We start from the raw sequence: 18,276 nt of genomic DNA, 5'->3' as shown, positions 1-18,276 counted from the left end.
TGAAAGAACAGGGTGAGGAGAGAACTTACGATGAACGAGAGTGTCGATATATTTGCATCCATACAGACGTTGAATCCACAGCAAAAGCAAGCGGTCGAAACGGTCGACGGACCGCTGCTTATTATGGCCGGCGCAGGCAGCGGAAAGACCCGTGTGCTGACGCACCGGATCGCTTATTTGATCGCTACCCGCAAGGCTCCGCCATGGGCGATTCTGGCGATTACTTTTACGAATAAAGCCGCGCGGGAAATGCAGGAGCGGGTGGGCAAGCTCGTCGGTCCCGGCGGTCAGGATATTTGGGTATCCACCTTCCACTCCATGTGCGTGCGCATTCTGCGCAAGGACATCACCCGGATCGGGTTTACATCCAATTTTACGATCCTGGACTCCGGCGACCAGCTGTCCGTTGTCAAGAACTGCATGAAGGAATTGAACATCGACGTCAAAAAGTTTGAGCCGAAGTCGGTTCAAGCCGCGATCAGCGCTGCGAAGAACGAATTGAAATCGCCTGAAACGCTGGAGAGCCTGATCGGCGACTATTTTGACGGCATCGTTGCCAAAGTGTACAAGCTGTATCAGAAGAAGCTGAAGGCCAACAACTCCTTGGACTTCGACGATTTAATCATGCAGACGATTCAATTATTCAAAGAGGTGCCGGAGGTACTGGAGTTTTATCAGAACAAGTTTCAGTATATCCACGTCGATGAATACCAGGATACGAACCGCGCGCAGTATATGCTCTGTCTGATGCTGGCCGATAAGCATAAACGCATCTGCGTCGTAGGGGACAGCGACCAGTCCATCTACCGCTGGCGCGGAGCGGATATTACGAACATTCTTAACTTTGAGAAGGATTACCCGAAGGCGACGACCATTCTGCTGGAGCAAAATTACCGTTCCACTTCGAATATATTGAATGCAGCGAACAAGGTCATCGGCAATAATACGGGGCGTAAGGTAAAGAACCTGTGAACCAGCAAGGACGAGGGGCACAAAATTCGTTTGTATCAAGCCGACTCGGAGCATGAGGAAGGGTACTTTGTTACGAACGAAATTAATAAGAATGTAAGAACGAACGGCAAAAAGTACAGCGACCACGCGATCCTGTACCGCACGAACGCGCAGTCGCGGGTAATAGAGGAAATTTTGATTAAATCCGATATTCCTTATCAAATCGTAGGCGGCATCAAGTTCTACGATCGCAAAGAGATTAAGGACATTCTGGGGTATCTGCGTCTGATCTCGAACCCGACGGACGATATCAGCTTTGTGCGGGTCGTCAATGTGCCGAAGCGGGGTATCGGCGATACGACCGTGGACCGTTTGGCCGATGCAGCCGGACGCCGCGGCATTTCCATGTTCGAGATGCTGGAGGAAGTGGACGCGCTGGAGATCGGGACGAAGGCGAAGCACGCGCTTGCCGACTTCCGCGATATGATCGACAACCTGAACCGGATGGTCGAATATTTGTCCGTGACCGAGCTGACGGAAAAAATGCTTGAGCTTACCGAATACCGAATGGAGCTGCAGCGGGAAAAAACGATCGAGGCCACGGCCCGTCTGGAAAACATCGACGAGTTTCTGTCCGTGACGATGGACTTTGAGAAACGCAATGAAGACAAGTCGCTAGTTTCGTTTCTGACCGATCTTGCGCTGATCGCCGATATCGACTCCATGAACAATGCGGCGGAAGAGCAGGCCGATGCGAATAACTCGGTTGTGCTGATGACGATGCACAGCGCGAAGGGACTGGAATTCCCGGTTGTCTTCATCATCGGGATGGAGGAAGGCGTCTTTCCTCACAGCCGGGCGGCGAACGACAACGATGAGCTGGAGGAGGAGCGGCGTCTTGCTTACGTGGGGATCACGCGCGCCGAGCAGGAGCTGTTCCTCACCTGCGCCCGGATGCGCACCTTGTTCGGACGCACGAACATGAACGCGCCGTCCCGGTTCCTGACGGAGATCCCCGAGGAGCTGCTCGAGCCGGTGTCGCCTGGCGGCGTCATCGGCGGCCGCTCCACGGGGCTCGGCTTCTCGCGCAGCGGGCGCGAGAGCCGCTATGGCAGCGGAGGCAGCTTCGGCTCCGCTGGAGGCTTCGGCGCGGCCGGGACCGCCGCGCCGGCCAAAGCTGCCGGCTTCCGGCCGACGGCCGCCGGCAAAACCGCACCGGCGGGCACGATTCGGCCCGCCGCAGCCTCCGGCGCCGCGGCGAAGCCGGCTGCCGACTACACCATGGGCGACAAAGTGGCCCATGGCAAGTGGGGCATCGGCACCGTCGTAGCCATCAAGGGCTCGGGGGACGACACCGAGCTGCAGATTGCCTTTCCGGCGCCGGTCGGCGTGAAGCGGCTGCTCGCCAAGTTCGCGCCGATCACGAAGGAAGGCTGAGCGGAGAGGCCTTCCGCTTGTGCCGCTGCCGTACAAGTTTTGCTATGTCCGGCGAGCCGGCCTTAGCTTTGGTTTAAAATGCCTTGAAATAACCGAAAATAGCGGCAGCCCCTTTTCTGCGGAGGGGCTGCTCGATCCTTACCGCCGCTTTAGTACTGTAAAGAAGCGGCGGGACTTCTTTTGGAGAGGATGTTTCCTTTATATGACGGAAGCCCTGACGGCTATGAAAGCCCTCATTGAAGAAATCAATACCCATAATTATCAGTATTATACTTTGGATGAACCGACCATCAGCGATGCGGAGTACGACAAGCTGTACGACCGTTTGGTTACATTGGAGAAGGAAACCGGGGTCGTGCTGCCGGATTCGCCTACGCTTAGAGTAGGGACCAGCTGCTCGGCGGCTTCGAGCCTCACAAGCATCGTTCCCGTCTGTGGAGTCTGGACAAAGCGCAGACCCATGACGATCTGATGGCCTGGCACGCTCGTGTCTCCAAGCTCGTTCAGGACTATAACACGCAGCATCCGGAGTCGCCTTTGCCTTCGCCGTCCTTTGTTATCGAGCTGAAATTCGACGGGCTGACGCTCAACCTTACTTATGAGCGCGGAACCTTGGTACAGGCGGCGACAAGAGGCAACGGAACCGTGGGAGAGGGCATTCTGGCGCAGGTCAAGACGATTAAATCCATTCCGCTGACCATTCCTTACACGGAAGGCGTCATCGAGGTGCAGGGCGAAGGGATTATGAACCTGTCCGTACTGGATAAATACAATCAGACAGCGGCAGAGCCTCTTAAGAATGCCCGGAATGCGGCTGCCGGAGCCCTGCGTAACCTGAACCCGAAAGTCACCGCAGAACGCAAGCTGAACGCGTTTTTTTACAATATAGGCTATACCGACGGCCTGACCTTCGACAGCCATCAGGAAATGGTCGAGTTTTTGCGGGCCAACCGGTTTAAAGTAAGCCCGTATGTTCAATTTTACGATTCGATTGAAGAGGTAGCGCAGGAGCTGGATAAGCTCGTCTCAATGCGCAATACGTTTGATTTTCTGATCGACGGCTTGGTGGTCAAGGTGACCGACATGCATACCCGCGAGGTGCTGGGGTATACGGATAAATTCCCGCGCTGGGCGGTAGCCTTTAAATTCGAAGCGGAAGAAGCGGTCACCACTCTGCTGTCCGTGTCGTGGGAAGTGGGCCGCACCGGCAAAATCACGCCGGTCGCCAAGGTTGAACCCGTAGATATAGCGGGTGTGACCGTACAGAACTGTACGCTGAACAACATCGGCGACATTGAACGCAAAAATCTGAAGCATGCGCTGGGCAGCCAAGTGCTGATCCGCCGTTCCAACGATGTCATCCCTGAGATTCTCGGTAAAGCGACCGAAGAGCTGGACGGACAGGAGATCGTATTCCCTACCCATTGTCCTTCCTGCGGCTCGGAGCTTGAGCTGAAGGGCGCTCATTTGTTCTGTCTGAACCGGCTCGAATGCCGGCCCCAGCTGATCGGGCGCATCACGCATTTTGCTTCGCGCGACGCCATGGATATAGAGACGTTCAGCATCATGACAGCCGAACAGCTGTACCAGGAGCTGGGGGTGCGCGATCCTGCGGATTTATATGACCTGACCTTCGACGATTTGATTAAGCTGGACCGGTTTGGCGAGAAAAAGGCGAATAAGCTGCTGGCCGCTTTCGAAAAAAGCAAGCAGTGTGACCTGGCCTCTTTCCTATTTGCGCTGGGCATTCCGAATACAGGCAAAACGACGACCAAAGTGCTGGCCGACCATTACCGCGACCTTCACAAGCTGATGCAGGCTGAGCCGGAGGAGCTTGTTCTTTTGCAGGATATCGGTCAGATTGTTGCCGACAGCATCGTCAGCTTTTTCCGGGACCCGGTTATGCAGCGCAGTATTGAGAGGCTGCTTCAGGCCGGAGTATGCCCTGCCAGTGAGCAAGCCCCCGTTATAGTGAATGAAGATAACCCGTTCTTCGGGAAAACAATCGTGCTGACAGGTACGCTGTCTTCAATGAGCCGAGATGAATGCGGCAAAAAGCTGGAGGCCCTGGGTGCCAAAATTACAGGCAGCGTCTCCAAAAAGACCGATATCGTCATTGCAGGCGAAAGCGCTGGCAGCAAGCTGACGAAAGCGCAGGATCTCGGAATCCGTATTATTGAGGACGAACAGGAACTGCTGCAGCTTCTGGGGGAGGCTTAATCGCCACCTTTTTGTTGAAGAGAGAAGCAGCCACCTCCAAGCATAATGTATGCCTCCTTTGAAAAGGCTCCTCTCAGGAGCTTTTTCTTTTTGCTGCAGGTTAAAATAAGCAGGTCGATGGTGATGATTCAACGTCAGTGAGAAGCGTTCTGTGAAGGATTGCCGCTGCTTGATAACAGCTTGCCTATGACTTGAGATGAGAGCAAGGGTCCTAATATGGTTCACCTAAGCGTAGAAGCATCGCACAAGAAGTGACGGGGAGTCGGGACTGGCTATGCTTAATTTGCTTGCATAGATTCTTTGCCGGGAGTGCATCCTTTATAAGGACCCGTTGAGGGGCTTGATTTCATTAGGAATAAAGGCGTTGAATAGCCATGCCAGGTATGGTTAAACGGCGTGAGCTGAGCTCTTTAAAATCTTTTTAAAAAAGATGTTGCAATCCATATGCGATTTATGGTACATTACTTTTTGTCGCCGCTGAGACAGACAAGCCTCAGCAAGTGATGGAAACAAGAAGTAAATAAAAGAGTTGCAACGCACTCGACAATGTGATAAGATGAATTCTTGTCACGGAAAAAAAGTGACGAAGCAATGATCAAGAAAGCTCTTTGAAAACTGAACAAATGATGGTTGAATGCCATTTGATTTACAAAAGCAAGTCAGCATTTTTGAGCTTAAGACAAGCTCTGTTACAAGTTATACAACTTTAATGGAGAGTTTGATCCTGGCTCAGGACGAACGCTGGCGGCGTGCCTAATACATGCAAGTCGAGCGGATTTCACCTTCGGGTGAAGTTAGCGGCGGACGGGTGAGTAACACGTAGGCAACCTGCCTGTAAGACCGGGATAACTATCGGAAACGATAGCTAAGACCGGATAGCTGGTTCTCTCGCATGAGGGAATCATGAAACACGGAGCAATCTGTGGCTTGCAGATGGGCCTGCGGCGCATTAGCTAGTTGGTGAGGTAACGGCTCACCAAGGCGACGATGCGTAGCCGACCTGAGAGGGTGATCGGCCACACTGGGACTGAGACACGGCCCAGACTCCTACGGGAGGCAGCAGTAGGGAATCTTCCGCAATGGACGCAAGTCTGACGGAGCAACGCCGCGTGAGTGATGAAGGTTTTCGGATCGTAAAGCTCTGTTGCCAGGGAAGAACGCTTAGGAGAGTAACTGCTCCTGAGGTGACGGTACCTGAGAAGAAAGCCCCGGCTAACTACGTGCCAGCAGCCGCGGTAATACGTAGGGGGCAAGCGTTGTCCGGAATTATTGGGCGTAAAGCGCGCGCAGGCGGTTATTTAAGTTTGGTGTTTAAGCCCGGGGCTCAACCCCGGATCGCACTGAAAACTGGATGACTTGAGTGCGGGAGAGGAAAGTGGAATTCCACGTGTAGCGGTGAAATGCGTAGAGATGTGGAGGAACACCAGTGGCGAAGGCGACTTTCTGGACCGTAACTGACGCTGAGGCGCGAAAGCGTGGGGAGCAAACAGGATTAGATACCCTGGTAGTCCACGCCGTAAACGATGAGTGCTAGGTGTTAGGGGTTTCGATACCCTTGGTGCCGAAGTAAACACAGTAAGCACTCCGCCTGGGGAGTACGCTCGCAAGAGTGAAACTCAAAGGAATTGACGGGGCCCCGCACAAGCAGTGGAGTATGTGGTTTAATTCGAAGCAACGCGAAGAACCTTACCAGGTCTTGACATCCCTCTGACCGGTACAGAGATGTACCTTTCCTTCGGGACAGAGGAGACAGGTGGTGCATGGTTGTCGTCAGCTCGTGTCGTGAGATGTTGGGTTAAGTCCCGCAACGAGCGCAACCCTTGACTTTAGTTGCCAGCATTGAGTTGGGCACTCTAGAGTGACTGCCGGTGACAAACCGGAGGAAGGTGGGGATGACGTCAAATCATCATGCCCCTTATGACCTGGGCTACACACGTACTACAATGGCCGGTACAACGGGAAGCGAAGGAGCGATCTGGAGCGAATCTTTAGAAGCCGGTCTCAGTTCGGATTGCAGGCTGCAACTCGCCTGCATGAAGTCGGAATTGCTAGTAATCGCGGATCAGCATGCCGCGGTGAATACGTTCCCGGGTCTTGTACACACCGCCCGTCACACCACGAGAGTTTACAACACCCGAAGTCGGTGGGGTAACCCGCAAGGGAGCCAGCCGCCGAAGGTGGGGTAGATGATTGGGGTGAAGTCGTAACAAGGTAGCCGTATCGGAAGGTGCGGCTGGATCACCTCCTTTCTATGGAGTCCATGTTACCTGTAGGGTAACGGACATAAAGCATTCAACCAATCATTTGTTCAGTTTTGATGGAGTTTTCCATCAATAAATATGACTTGTATGGGGCCATAGCTCAGCTGGGAGAGCGCCTGCCTTGCAAGCAGGAGGTCAGCGGTTCGATCCCGCTTGGCTCCACCATATGTTCATATTTATAGTTTGTTCCTTGAAAACTAGATAACGAAACAAAGCATAGAATCATCCTTGAAAGAGATAGATCTTGATGATCTTACTCTTACAATCTTTAGCTGCCGTTCGATTCATCGAACATGGGTTAAGCTAATAAGAGCACACGGAGGATGCCTAGGCGCTAGGAGCCGACGAAGGACGTGGCGAACGACGAAATCGCCTCGGGGAGCCGTAAGCAGGCGTTGATCCGGGGATGTCCGAATGGGGGAACCCAGCTGAGGTAATACTCAGTTACCGCTATCTGAATACATAGGGTAGTTGGAGGCATACGAGGGGAACTGAAACATCTAAGTACCCTCAGGAGAAGAAAACAAGAGTGATTCCGTCAGTAGCGGCGAGCGAAAGCGGAACAGCCCAAACCAGAGGGCTTGCCCTCTGGGGTTGTGGGACGTCAATGTGGGTTTAGCAGAGTAGATGAAGCGGTCTGGAAAGGCCGGCCACAGAAGGTAACAGCCCTGTAATCGAAATTTTGCGAAAACCTTAGACGGATCCCGAGTACCGCGAGACACGTGAAACCTCGTGGGAAGCAGGCAGGACCATCTGCCAAGGCTAAATACTCCCTAGCGACCGATAGTGAAGCAGTACCGTGAGGGAAAGGTGAAAAGAACCGCGGGAGCGGAGTGAAATAGAACCTGAAACCGTGTGCTTACAAGAAGTCAGAGTCCGTTAATGGATGATGGCGTGCCTTTTGTAGAATGAACCGGCGAGTTACGTTCCCGTGCAAGGTTAAGGTGAAGAGCCGGAGCCGCAGCGAAAGCGAGTCTGAATAGGGCGTATCGATATTTTCTTACGAAAAATCGCAGTACGTGGACGTAGACCCGAAACCGTGTGATCTACCCCTGCCCAGGGTGAAGGTGCGGTAACACGCACTGGAGGCCCGAACCCACGAATGTTGAAAAATTCGGGGATGAGGTGGGGGTAGCGGAGAAATTCCAATCGAACTCGGAGATAGCTGGTTCTCCCCGAAATAGCTTTAGGGCTAGCCTCGGGAGATGAGTAGTGGAGGTAAAGCACTGATTGGGTGCGGGGCCCGCCAAGGGTTACCAAGTCCAGTCAAACTCTGAATGCCACATACTTTATCCCGGGAGTCAGACAGTGAGTGCTAAGATCCATTGTCAAGAGGGAAACAGCCCAGATCATCAGCTAAGGTCCCCAAGTGTGTGTTAAGTGGGAAAGGATGTGGAGTTGCAAAGACAACCAGGATGTTGGCTTAGAAGCAGCCACCATTGAAAGAGTGCGTAATAGCTCACTGGTCGAGTGACTCTGCGCCGAAAATGTAACGGGGCTAAACACACCACCGAAGCTATGGCTCGTGCAAACAAGATTTGCACTTGGGTAGGGGAGCGTTGTATGTAGGTAGAAGGTGTACCGTAAGGAGCGCTGGACAGCATACAAGTGAGAATGCCGGTATGAGTAACGAAAAGATCAGTGAGAATCTGATCCGCCGAAAGCCTAAGGGTTCCTGAGGAAGGCTCGTCCGCTCAGGGTAAGTCGGGACCTAAGGCGAGGCCGAAAGGCGTAGTCGAAGGACAACAGGTTGAAATTCCTGTACCACCGTGAACCGTTATGAGCAATGGGGTGACGCAGAAGGATAGTGACGCGGACTGATGGATGTCCGTCCAAGCAGAGAGGCTGGTGTGTAGGCAAATCCGCACATCGTAAGGCTGGTCTGTGATGGGGAGCGAAAATTGCAGTAGCGAAGGTCATGAGTTCAGGCTGCCAAGAAAAGCCTCTAGCCAGGGAGAAGGTGCCCGTACCGCAAACCGACACAGGTAGGCGAGCAGAGCATGCTAAGGCGCGCGGAAGAACTCTCGTTAAGGAACTCGGCAAAATGACCCCGTAACTTCGGGAGAAGGGGTGCCTCGGTAGGGTGAATAGCCCGAGGGGGCCGCAGTGAAAAGGCCCAAGCGACTGTTTAGCAAAAACACAGGTCTGTGCGAAGCCGCAAGGCGAAGTATACGGGCTGACGCCTGCCCGGTGCTGGAAGGTTAAGGGGAGTGGTTAGGGGTTTACCCCGAAGCTATGAACCGAAGCCCCAGTAAACGGCGGCCGTAACTATAACGGTCCTAAGGTAGCGAAATTCCTTGTCAGGTAAATTCTGACCCGCACGAATGGCGTAACGACTTGGGCGCTGTCTCAACGAGAGATCCGGTGAAATTTTAATACCTGTGAAGATGCAGGTTACCCGCGACAAGACGGAAAGACCCCATGGAGCTTTACTGCAGCTTGATATTGGACTTTGGTACGATCTGTACAGGATAGGTGGGAGCCTGAGAAGCCTGAGCGCCAGCTTGGGTGGAGGCGACGTTGGGATACCACCCTGATCGTATCGGAGTTCTAACCTGGTACCGTAAGCCGGTATGGGGACAGTGTCAGGTGGGCAGTTTGACTGGGGCGGTCGCCTCCTAAAAAGTAACGGAGGCGCCCCAAGGTTCCCTCAGAATGGTTGGAAATCATTCGAAGAGTGCAAAGGCATAAGGGAGCTTGACTGCGAGACAAACAGGTCGAGCAGGGACGAAAGTCGGGCTTAGTGATCCGGTGGTACCGCATGGAAGGGCCATCGCTCAACGGATAAAAGCTACCCTGGGGATAACAGGCTTATCTCCCCCAAGAGTCCACATCGACGGGGAGGTTTGGCACCTCGATGTCGGCTCATCGCATCCTGGGGCTGAAGTAGGTCCCAAGGGTTGGGCTGTTCGCCCATTAAAGCGGTACGCGAGCTGGGTTCAGAACGTCGTGAGACAGTTCGGTCCCTATCTGTCGTGGGCGCAGGAAATTTGAGAGGAGCTGTCCTTAGTACGAGAGGACCGGGATGGACGTACCGCTGGTGTACCAGTTGTTCCGCCAGGAGCACGGCTGGATAGCTACGTACGGACGGGATAAGCGCTGAAAGCATCTAAGCGTGAAGCCCCCCTCAAGATGAGATTTCCCAGTATGTAAGACCCCTTGAAGACGACAAGGTAGATAGGTTCGGGGTGGAAGTGCCGTAAGGTATGGAGCTGACGAATACTAATCGGTCGAGGGCTTATCCAAGAGAACAGCAAAGAAGAAGGATGTATGCTTGTTTCGTATCTAGTTTTCAAGGAACAATAAACATTGTTCTTGAGTCCATGGAGAGATACCCAAGTGGCTATAAGGGGCCCTCTGCTAAGGGGTTAGACTGCGTAAGTGGTGCGAGGGTTCGAATCCCTCTCTCTCCGTAGTTTCTTTCAATCAATGTGGCGGCGTAGCTCAGCTGGCTAGAGCGTACGGTTCATACCCGTAAGGTCGGGGGTTCGATCCCCTCTGCCGCTATAATTTTTAATTGCGCATTTGTGACAAGACATGCTATGATGTGTCTCGTGTCACATGTGTATGGAGGCTTAGCTCAGCTGGGAGAGCATCTGCCTTACAAGCAGAGGGTCGGCGGTTCGATCCCGTCAGCCTCCACCATTTAGTTTAATACGCCGTTGTAGCTCAATTGGTAGAGCAACTGACTTGTAATCAGTAGGTTGGGGGTTCAAGTCCTCTCGACGGCACCATGTTTGTTTAATGCGGAGCCGTGGTGTAGAGGCCTAACATGCCTGCCTGTCACGCAGGAGACCGCGGGTTCGAATCCCGTCGGCTCCGCCATTACAAATTTTGGACAAGTGATCATCTGGCTCGGTAGCTCAGTCGGTAGAGCAGAGGACTGAAAATCCTCGTGTCGGCGGTTCGATTCCGTCCCGAGCCACCATTGATTTAATTGCTTGAATAAAAGTAACGCAATTAAGTCATGCTATTCATATGGAGGCTTAGTGAAGTGGCTAAACACGGCAGACTGTAAATCTGCTCTCATCGAGTTCGGTGGTTCGAATCCATCAGCCTCCACCATTTATAAGAGCCATTAGCTCAGTTGGTAGAGCACCTGACTTTTAATCAGGGTGTCGTAGGTTCGAGTCCTACATGGCTCATCGAGTAAAAGAAAAGAGACCTTTCGAGGTCTTTTTTTTGTGCAGCTATTGGCTGGCTTTGGCCATAAAAAAGACCTGACGGAAGAGTGAACTTACTCACTTAATCGTCAGGTCTTTTCATACCCGATTCCCCCTTACCAAGGACCACACATGATGAGCAGCCAGCTGCCAACCGTCGGCAAGGTAAGTGAACGTGGGGGTTATATCAGTGGCGGATAAGCCAGCGGCTAGCGGTTCATTTTTGCTTGTACCGATTGGAGCTTTTGCTGGATCGATCCTTTGACGTCACGCCGATCATCGATTTTAATCGAGGTAGACACACGTTGGGCGCCATGCTGGAAAGGAACCTCATGCAGCCGGTGAATCACCCTCAGCAAATCTGGCAGCTCGCCTTCAATAAGGGTGCTCATAGCCGTCAGTTGATAATGAATAGGTTCGGGTGACTGCTCCAGTACTTGCTGAATGTCCGCGACATATTGGCTGAGACTGGGCGTGCCCGTACCAATCGGAATAATGGTCAGTTCTACAATAGCCATGTTTGGGTCCGTCCTGCGTTTTTATCATTTGGGGGCTTGATGCGCGTTCTGCTGCCCCTTCTTGTGGAGCTTATAAGGCTATTGTAGCGAATACAAGGCTATAGTTCCATACGGGCTGCCTGGTCCTTTATGTAGTCAGCCGTGCGCATAGCCAGTGCCATTACCGTATTGGTGGGGTTCCCTGCGCCGGAGGTGACGAACAGACTTGCGTCGCAAATAAATAGATTGGAGATATCATGCGTTTGGCCATAAGAGTTGGTTACGGATGTGTTCGGGTCGTCTCCCATGCGGCAGCCCCCCATAAGATGGGCCGTATCGGGCACCACGAAATCCGGCTTGCCGCCGGCTGCGGTCAAAATATTTCTCATGCTCTCTACCGCATGACCGATAAGCCGAAGGTCGTTATCCCCGTAGCTGAATGTCACTTTGGCCCGCGGCATGCCATGGTGATCCGGTTCATCGCTTAACGTAATACGGTTATCCGGATTCGGAAGCACTTCGCCTACCATGGTGATCCGTCCATAGTAATTGTAGTCCAGCATCTTATGGCGAAGCTCTGAGCCCCACATCGGCTGCCTGGACGATTTGGACAAGCCGGTGGCGAAGCCGACAGGACGCGCTCCATGCGCATGCAGCGTGTAGCCGCGGACGAAGCCGCGCTCGGGCGCAGTGCTGTAGAAATCCTGTGTGGAGGCAAGCACAGGCGTACCCTTGTAGAGCCTGATTTCCTCCGGAAATTTGGCGTACACGTCATGACTGCTGTGCGTCATGAACCCGCGGCCGACCCAGCCGCTGCTGTTGGCCAGTCCGTCAGGAAACTGCGCAGTGGCCGAATGCAGCAGCAAACGCGGGGTTTCGACTACATAAGCGGCCACGATAACGATTTTGGCCCGCTGCTCATATGTTTGCCCTTCGTGGACGAAAATGACACCCGAGGCTTTGCCGTCAGGCCCCATTGTAATTTGCGTCACCATGCAGTCGGGAAGCACTTCGGCGCCGGCTTGAATCGCTTTAGGAATATGGACGATCAGCGTGCTGAATTTGGCATTAGGCATGCAGCCCTGATTGCAGAAGCCCCGGTTAATGCAAGGGGGGCGGTTATCGAACGGGGCGGACAAAATAGCGAGAGGCGTGACGGCCGACTGGATACCGAGCGCTTCACAGCCCTGCTGAAACCGCTGAGCATTCGGACTAAGCGGATCGCGTTCCGGATACGGATACGGCCCGTGGAAATTGCCCCACGGGAAGTATTTCGGGCCGGATACGGCGATTTCTTTTTCCACTTTATCATAGTAGGGAGCCAGGTCGCTGTAGCCGATCGGCCAGTCTTCACCGACTCCGTCCAATGTTCTGGCTCTGAAATCCGTTTCATGAAACCGGAGAAATACGCCTGTAAAATGAACCGTTCCTCCGCCGACGCCCCAGCCTGAATTATTATGACCCATCTCCAGCGGATCGGAGCCGTCTGTAACACGGGTGTCCTGCCAGCCCAGGCGCTGCATCGACAGCTCATCACTGGCGAAATCCCGCTGCGGGGCCCGAAAAGGCCCTGCATCCAGCACGACCACCCGCATCCCTGCGGTGCTCAGCTCTTTGGCCAGCACGCCGCCGGCAGCCCCTGCGCCTACAATAACGACATCGGCCACTTCTCCCTCATATTTACGCTTCTTCATACTTAGGCTTGGCCTCCCAAGGATCGAGTTGTCCGGGATGCATCCGCACATACCCTCGAGGATAGGCGGGACCGCCATACCCGATCTCCGACCAAATACGTGGATGCGAATAATACGATTCCAGCGTGAGCGTCAGGAGCTTCTGGAAAAAGGCTTTTTGCGGCACATGCTTCCAGGTTTCATAGGGTAAGCCATCTTCTTGGCTGATGGACTTTAGAATCTCCAGCTGACGCTCTCTTTCCAAATGGAAAAAGTGCTCCGTATGCAGCAGCTGGCACGAGTCCCCTAAAGCGTCGAGACCCATCCGAAGGAGTGCTGGAGCGGAAGGCAGGCCTGTTTTTCTATCGCTTTCGATGCCTGAAGCCATTTGTTTATCGATGTATTCAATAATGTACTGGATCAGCTCAGCCCGGTCGTCATCAACCAATTGAGCGCAGCAGGAACGCAGCATCTCGGCTTCCAGCACGGTGAGGAACTGATAATCCCCTCCCGTATGAAGACGTTCATTCACAATTCGGCGCGTATGTCCATCCCACTCATGCTGGGCATTCATGACATCATAGGTTGGGTAATGGGTTTCTTTGCTCATCTGCTTACCTCCAGTACACGGCTATTAGTCCTAAAGCGCTAATCGCAATAAATAGTACAGGCAATATCACCGGGGGGCCTACCAGGAAATTCCGCATCGTCCAGCCGCCGACCCGAATGCCGACGCCATGAAAGTGATAGTAAAAGCCGACCGCCCCGATACCGGCGCCTACCCACATCAGCAGGTGAAACAACTGCAAGAGCCAGTCAGCCCGAACAGTCGCTAACGCTGCAGCAGTAACGGCGAAGATAGGTGCAGAAACGACGGGATACCACATGGCCCGGTGATGAAAATTTTGCCGGTAATGCGACAGCGTTACTTGCGCTCCAACCGCCAGAAAGGCGATGCCGACAAATAAAATAAGGACTCGTTCCAGGTTCCAACTCGTCCAATGCATAAGTTTTGGCCTCCTTTTGTCGCCTGATCAGGATAATATCGGCCTGCAATTGCGATTGCTCCGCTAGTTATGTCTTCTATCGTCGAAAGCAGCGGGGACCGAAGGGATGCCGATAAGCGCTCTAGCAGGTCCAAGCGTTCAGGACAGGCTCGGAAAGGTGAGCGAGCCGTAGGGCATGCAGGCTATGGATGGCTTCCCGCGGGCCTGATCGAGTATTTGCTCTAGCACGGACTGCAAGTCAGTCACCGGTTCCATGCCCAGAAGCCTTACAATGGGCTCAGGGATTTCGGAGAGCAGGTATACACGCTGCTTGGACAGAACTTCGTCCAGATGAGTAATTTTATGGGCTCCGAGGACGAACTCACGGTTCAGCTTCGATACCGTTCGTTGTCGGTCCTTCATCGTTTCCACCCAATACTGGAAAATGCCGTTGCCGAATATCTCTTGGCAGGCTGCAGCCATAATAATGGCACCGCCGTTCTTTGTGATCTTGGATGCGTTGCGCAGCGCTTTAAGCGACTGATACATTTGCATATCCTTAGGATACCCGCCCGGAGAAACAAGCGTGAGATCGTACGATCGGCCAACGGGAACGATGAACCGTTCCGATGCCAGGCGAACCCCTGCCCGATGCGCATCAATAATATGGCCTGCGACGGCCTCCAGTACTTCGCGGCGGTGATTTACGACTACATTGAGCATAAAATCTACGGAAATAAACCGCAGCGCTTCCTCAATATCCGTATGCACCCGGTTATCCGGCTCCCCTAGCTTTACGCGGTCCGTGCAGAGAGAGACCGTGATTGTGCTCAATACACCGCCTGGAAGCCGTGCCGGGAACGATGGATTTCATACCTCCGGAAATGCCGGCCATTGCATGAGGCTCAATATTTCCCGTGACAATGCGAAGATCCGCTTCGGCGACGAGCCTGTTAATTTCCACGGGAGTGCCTGAGGAGGTGCGCCCGAGGCGGACGCAATCCTCGGGTTCGGCGGAATGGTTGTGCACCCGGATACGCCGAAACACGGGTGCGCCTACCAAGCAGATCATTTCTTCCTTCGTCTGTTTGCGATGCAGTCCTAATGCAATGACAATATCTATCGCATAGTCCGGCATGCCACCTGCATTTAATTCCTCAAGCAGGGCAGGCAGCAGGAGCTCGCTCGGGCACAGCCGAGTTCCGTCGCTGATAACAATAACGGCCTTTTTCCGGCCGCAGGCGAGCTGCGACAGCTTCGACGTACCCGTCGGCGACGCTAAGGCTTGACGGACAACCTGCGCGGAGCGTTCTTTTTTATCGCAGTTCAGGCCGTCATCCATTTGGTATGTAATCCAATCGCATGTCTGATTGGCGGGCAGGGAGAAAGAAACGGCATTCCTGCCATAAGGCAGAGCGTAAATAGTCTCGGCCCCCTCTTTGTATGGGTAAAAGCACAGTTCAATTATTTCCCATGCGTTCAAAATTATCCTTAGTCGTCAGAGCCGGGCAAGAGCCCATAATATGTGCGCCAACCGTGCCGTTTCGGGTCCTGCCGCCTGCAGACTGCGGCGTCTGTGGCAGCATACCGCATTTAAATCGGCACGTACCGCCGTAGAAGACGAGCATGATCCGAATCTTCCTAGTATGCTTAGGTATTTTTTGCTATGATGAAGACAAGCAATCCCCTAAAAAGTCTGTAATAGCTAGCATTCGCCACATCCAGATATAAATATACGACGATGGGAGTTCGGGTATGGATTGGGAACCGTTGAGACAGCAGCTGGAGCACATTTTTGAAGGACCTGTCAAGTTGTTGAAATGGACATGGGAGCAATGGTTAAGAGAAGCCGATACAGCGGCCAAGAATAAAGGGACGCCGCCCAAAAGCTTATATAAGGATGACCAGTGGGTATTTTTCGCCCAAAAAGAGAGCCAGGATGCTCTGATCCTGGTCGTTCAGCGAAGTGCGATGACGGAGGCGGAGCGCCAGCTGGTGGAGATGATGCTGGAAGCCCGGCGCACCCAGGAGAAGAAGCCCGTGCCTGCCGTTAGCGAGGAAGAGCGCAAGGCGACGCTGGTCCAGGGAATGGTTCAATCAGCAGCAGGAGCTTGGAGTTGCGAATGCGGAAATGCCCGACTCGCTCGTATCGCAGATGTCGCTTTATTCGACGAAAATTCCCCTTCTGCTTTACGGCGATTATTCGCCGTCCCGCCGCGTAAGCTACCAGGAGCTGAAGAAGCTGCTGGAATCGTTCTTCGATGCCGAGGTCATTCTGATTCCGCTGATGGACAAGGAATGGCTGCTGCTCGGCTCGGAGAAGATGCTGTCCATCGATTCTGCCGATGACCGGGATTACGGAGACGAGGAAAGCCTGGAGGACACGCTTGCCGCCATCGGCTACGGACTTCATGAGATGCTGGAGAGCGAATGGGTCGGCGAATGCCACCTGGCTATTCACTACCCGATGATGCCGGCCAAATCACTGTACGGAGCGGTGCTGCAGCTCAGGGAGACGATGATGCTCGGCCGTACCTACCACGTGGGCAGCAATATGCACCTGCCTTGGAACCTGCAGCTGGAGAAGCTGATCAATCTGATTCCCGAGCCGGAGAAAAACCGGTTTCTGGAGAGGGTGCTCAAGCGGCTGGACGTTGCGCTCGATGCGGAGACGCTTACGACGCTGGAGCATTTTTTTGAGCTGGACTGCAATGTAAGCGAAACCGCCAAGCGGCTCTATATCCACCGCAATACGCTGCTGTACCGGCTGGATAAGTTCAAGCAGGAGACTTCGCTGGACGTCCGGACCTTTAATGACGCGGTTTTGGTGAAGATTGCTTTGTTATTGTACAAAGTAACGAAAAGAAAGTGATTTTTTTGTGAAGATTGTGCATAGTCACAAAGACACCCTGTAAGGTAAGATAGGTACATAACCGATACTAACTCGTAGGGGGAATTGAACCATGGCAGGTGTACGTTTAAACCACATCGTTAAGAGATATGCAGGCGCTGAAGAAGCGACAGTGAAAGATTTTCATCTTGAAATCAAAGATAAAGAGTTTTTGGTTCTTGTAGGCGCGTCCGGTTGCGGGAAGTCCACTACTCTCCGTATGATTGCAGGTTTGGAAGAAATCACTGAAGGTGAACTGTACATCGGCGATCGTCTGGTGAATGACGTAGCACCTAAAGACCGCGACATCGCGATGGTATTCCAATCCTACGCTTTGTATCCACACATGAACGTATATCAAAACATGGCTTTCGGTTTGAAGCTCCGTAAGTTCAAAAAAGCCGACATCGACGTTCGCGAAGCTGCGAAAATTTTGGACATCACTCACTTGCTGGATCGCAAACCTAAAGCTCTTTCCGGTGGTCAACGTCAGCGTGTTGCCTTGGGCCGTGCGATTGTCCGTGAACCGCAAGTTTTCTTGATGGACGAACCGTTGTCCAACTTGGATGCCAAATTGCGCGTACAGATGCGTGCTGAAATCAGCAAACTGCACAAACGTCTTGAAACAACAATTATTTACGTAACGCATGACCAAACCGAAGCGATGACAATGGGCGATCGTATCGTCGTTATGGATAAAGGGATTATTCAACAAGCGGCTACGCCGGAAGAAATCTACAACAACCCTACAAACATGTTCGTAGCGGGCTTTATCGGATCTCCTTCGATGAACTTTGTTACAGGTACTTTGGTAGAGCAAGGCGGCGCCCTGCAATTCAAAGTGGACAACGTTTCGGTAGAAGTACCGGAAGGCAAAGCGAAAGTGCTTCGCGCCGGCGGTTATGTGGGTAAAGAAGTAGTTCTGGGTATTCGTCCTGAGGACTTCCACGAAGAGCCAGTATTTATGGAAGCTTCCCCTAACACGGTTGTTAATGCTCACATTGAGGTTTCCGAGAACTTGGGTCATGAAATGTTCTTGTACCTGAACGGCATTGGCAAAAACAGCATGGTAGCTCGTGTTGACGGCCGCGCTGGATTTAAAGAAGGCACAAACGTAAAATTGGCTTTGGATATGAACAAAGCGCATTTCTTCGATCAACAAACAACACTGTCTATCTTGGCTTCTAACTAAGATTAG

At 53.0% G+C, this 18,276-nt stretch carries 8 protein-coding genes, 9 tRNA genes, 2 rRNA genes and 2 pseudogenes; 15 read left to right on the top strand and 6 right to left on the bottom strand.

The features are described from left to right. Positions 1 to 30 precede the first annotated feature (30 nt). From pcrA to ACHHV8_RS35655, 13 genes and pseudogenes are all read left to right on the top strand, one after another. Positions 31 to 2,388, top strand: a pseudogene (pcrA, locus tag ACHHV8_RS35715) (DNA helicase PcrA). Between the two features lie 202 nt (positions 2,389 to 2,590). Beyond that, a pseudogene (gene ligA, locus ACHHV8_RS35710) lies at positions 2,591 to 4,608 on the top strand (NAD-dependent DNA ligase LigA). A 706-nt stretch (positions 4,609 to 5,314) separates the two neighbouring features. Next, a 16S ribosomal RNA gene (locus ACHHV8_RS35705) occupies positions 5,315 to 6,857 on the top strand. Positions 6,858 to 6,958: 101 nt separating this feature from the next. Then, positions 6,959 to 7,034, top strand: a tRNA-Ala gene (locus ACHHV8_RS35700). A 131-nt stretch (positions 7,035 to 7,165) separates the two neighbouring features. After that, positions 7,166 to 10,115: ribosomal RNA gene (locus ACHHV8_RS35695) — 23S ribosomal RNA — on the top strand. Together the 16S and 23S rRNA genes with 9 tRNA genes alongside form the textbook arrangement of a ribosomal RNA operon. 79 nt (positions 10,116 to 10,194) lie before the next feature. Then, positions 10,195 to 10,282: transfer RNA gene (locus ACHHV8_RS35690), tRNA-Ser, on the top strand. Positions 10,283 to 10,302: 20 nt separating this feature from the next. Beyond that, positions 10,303 to 10,376: transfer RNA gene (locus ACHHV8_RS35685), tRNA-Met, on the top strand. Between the two features lie 62 nt (positions 10,377 to 10,438). Beyond that, positions 10,439 to 10,514: transfer RNA gene (locus tag ACHHV8_RS35680), tRNA-Val, on the top strand. 13 nt (positions 10,515 to 10,527) lie between these two features. Continuing rightward, positions 10,528 to 10,603, top strand: a tRNA-Thr gene (locus ACHHV8_RS35675). Between the two features lie 14 nt (positions 10,604 to 10,617). After that, a tRNA-Asp gene (locus ACHHV8_RS35670) sits at positions 10,618 to 10,694 on the top strand. A gap of 27 nt (positions 10,695 to 10,721) precedes the next feature. Further along, positions 10,722 to 10,797 (top strand) — tRNA-Phe (locus tag ACHHV8_RS35665). Positions 10,798 to 10,849: 52 nt separating this feature from the next. After that, positions 10,850 to 10,934 (top strand) — tRNA-Tyr (locus ACHHV8_RS35660). Between the two features lie 7 nt (positions 10,935 to 10,941). Further along, a tRNA-Lys gene (locus tag ACHHV8_RS35655) sits at positions 10,942 to 11,014 on the top strand. A 227-nt stretch (positions 11,015 to 11,241) separates the two neighbouring features. On the opposite strand, the gene ACHHV8_RS35650 is transcribed toward ACHHV8_RS35655, so the two are convergent. The 6 genes from ACHHV8_RS35650 to ACHHV8_RS35625 all read right to left on the bottom strand — a co-directional run bounded on the left by ACHHV8_RS35650 (position 11,242) and on the right by ACHHV8_RS35625 (position 15,671). Next, on the bottom strand, positions 11,242 to 11,550 hold the full coding sequence (locus ACHHV8_RS35650) for an MTH1187 family thiamine-binding protein (protein WP_395164172.1): 309 nt from the start codon (positions 11,548 to 11,550) through the stop codon (positions 11,242 to 11,244). A 98-nt stretch (positions 11,551 to 11,648) separates the two neighbouring features. After that, positions 11,649 to 13,223 carry a GMC family oxidoreductase gene (locus ACHHV8_RS35645; protein WP_395164171.1) on the bottom strand — a complete coding sequence of 525 codons (1,575 nt, stop codon included), beginning with the start codon at positions 13,221 to 13,223 and terminating at the stop codon, positions 11,649 to 11,651. Beyond that, positions 13,210 to 13,812 carry a gluconate 2-dehydrogenase subunit 3 family protein gene (locus tag ACHHV8_RS35640; RefSeq protein WP_395164170.1) on the bottom strand — a complete coding sequence of 201 codons (603 nt, stop codon included), beginning with the start codon at positions 13,810 to 13,812 and terminating at the stop codon, positions 13,210 to 13,212. The genes ACHHV8_RS35645 and ACHHV8_RS35640 overlap by 14 nt, the downstream gene beginning before the upstream one ends. 4 nt (positions 13,813 to 13,816) lie before the next feature. Next, positions 13,817 to 14,209, bottom strand: coding sequence for a hypothetical protein (locus ACHHV8_RS35635; protein ID WP_395164169.1), 393 nt, complete (start codon positions 14,207 to 14,209; stop codon positions 13,817 to 13,819). A gap of 138 nt (positions 14,210 to 14,347) precedes the next feature. Next, the gene (locus ACHHV8_RS35630; protein ID WP_395164168.1) at positions 14,348 to 15,022 is read right to left on the bottom strand and encodes a nickel-dependent lactate racemase family protein; all 675 of its coding nucleotides are present in this window, start codon (positions 15,020 to 15,022) and stop codon (positions 14,348 to 14,350) included. Next, the gene (locus ACHHV8_RS35625) at positions 14,964 to 15,671 is read right to left on the bottom strand and encodes a lactate racemase domain-containing protein (RefSeq protein ID WP_395164167.1); all 708 of its coding nucleotides are present in this window, start codon (positions 15,669 to 15,671) and stop codon (positions 14,964 to 14,966) included. Before ACHHV8_RS35625 ends, ACHHV8_RS35630 begins: the two co-directional genes overlap by 59 nt. Before the next feature lie 648 nt (positions 15,672 to 16,319). Here ACHHV8_RS35625 and ACHHV8_RS35620 point away from each other — a divergent pair. Then, positions 16,320 to 17,060: a PucR family transcriptional regulator gene (locus tag ACHHV8_RS35620; protein ID WP_395164166.1), complete on the top strand. Its 741-nt coding sequence runs from the start codon at positions 16,320 to 16,322 to the stop codon at positions 17,058 to 17,060. Between the two features lie 91 nt (positions 17,061 to 17,151). Continuing rightward, on the top strand, positions 17,152 to 18,270 hold the full coding sequence (locus ACHHV8_RS35615; RefSeq protein WP_395164165.1) for an ABC transporter ATP-binding protein: 1,119 nt from the start codon (positions 17,152 to 17,154) through the stop codon (positions 18,268 to 18,270). Positions 18,271 to 18,276: the final 6 nt, after the last annotated feature.

The sequence above is a fragment of the Paenibacillus sp. TAB_01 genome (genome assembly GCF_043945595.1).
Classification (GTDB): domain Bacteria; phylum Bacillota; class Bacilli; order Paenibacillales; family NBRC-103111; genus Paenibacillus_S.
The sequence above is the reverse complement of the archived record's forward strand: the minus strand, read 5'-3'. Positions and strand labels throughout refer to the sequence as shown.

Coding starts and splice junctions, on each gene's coding strand:
- ACHHV8_RS35635 (WP_395164169.1), bottom strand. CDS start 14,209: ATGCATTGGACGAGTTGGAACCTGGAACGAGTCCTTATTTTATTTGTC.
- ACHHV8_RS35650 (WP_395164172.1), bottom strand. CDS start 11,550: ATGGCTATTGTAGAACTGACCATTATTCCGATTGGTACGGGCACGCCC.
- ACHHV8_RS35645 (WP_395164171.1), bottom strand. CDS start 13,223: ATGAAGAAGCGTAAATATGAGGGAGAAGTGGCCGATGTCGTTATTGTA.
- ACHHV8_RS35640 (WP_395164170.1), bottom strand. CDS start 13,812: ATGAGCAAAGAAACCCATTACCCAACCTATGATGTCATGAATGCCCAG.
- ACHHV8_RS35620 (WP_395164166.1), top strand. CDS start 16,320: ATGCCCGACTCGCTCGTATCGCAGATGTCGCTTTATTCGACGAAAATT.
- ACHHV8_RS35615 (WP_395164165.1), top strand. CDS start 17,152: ATGGCAGGTGTACGTTTAAACCACATCGTTAAGAGATATGCAGGCGCT.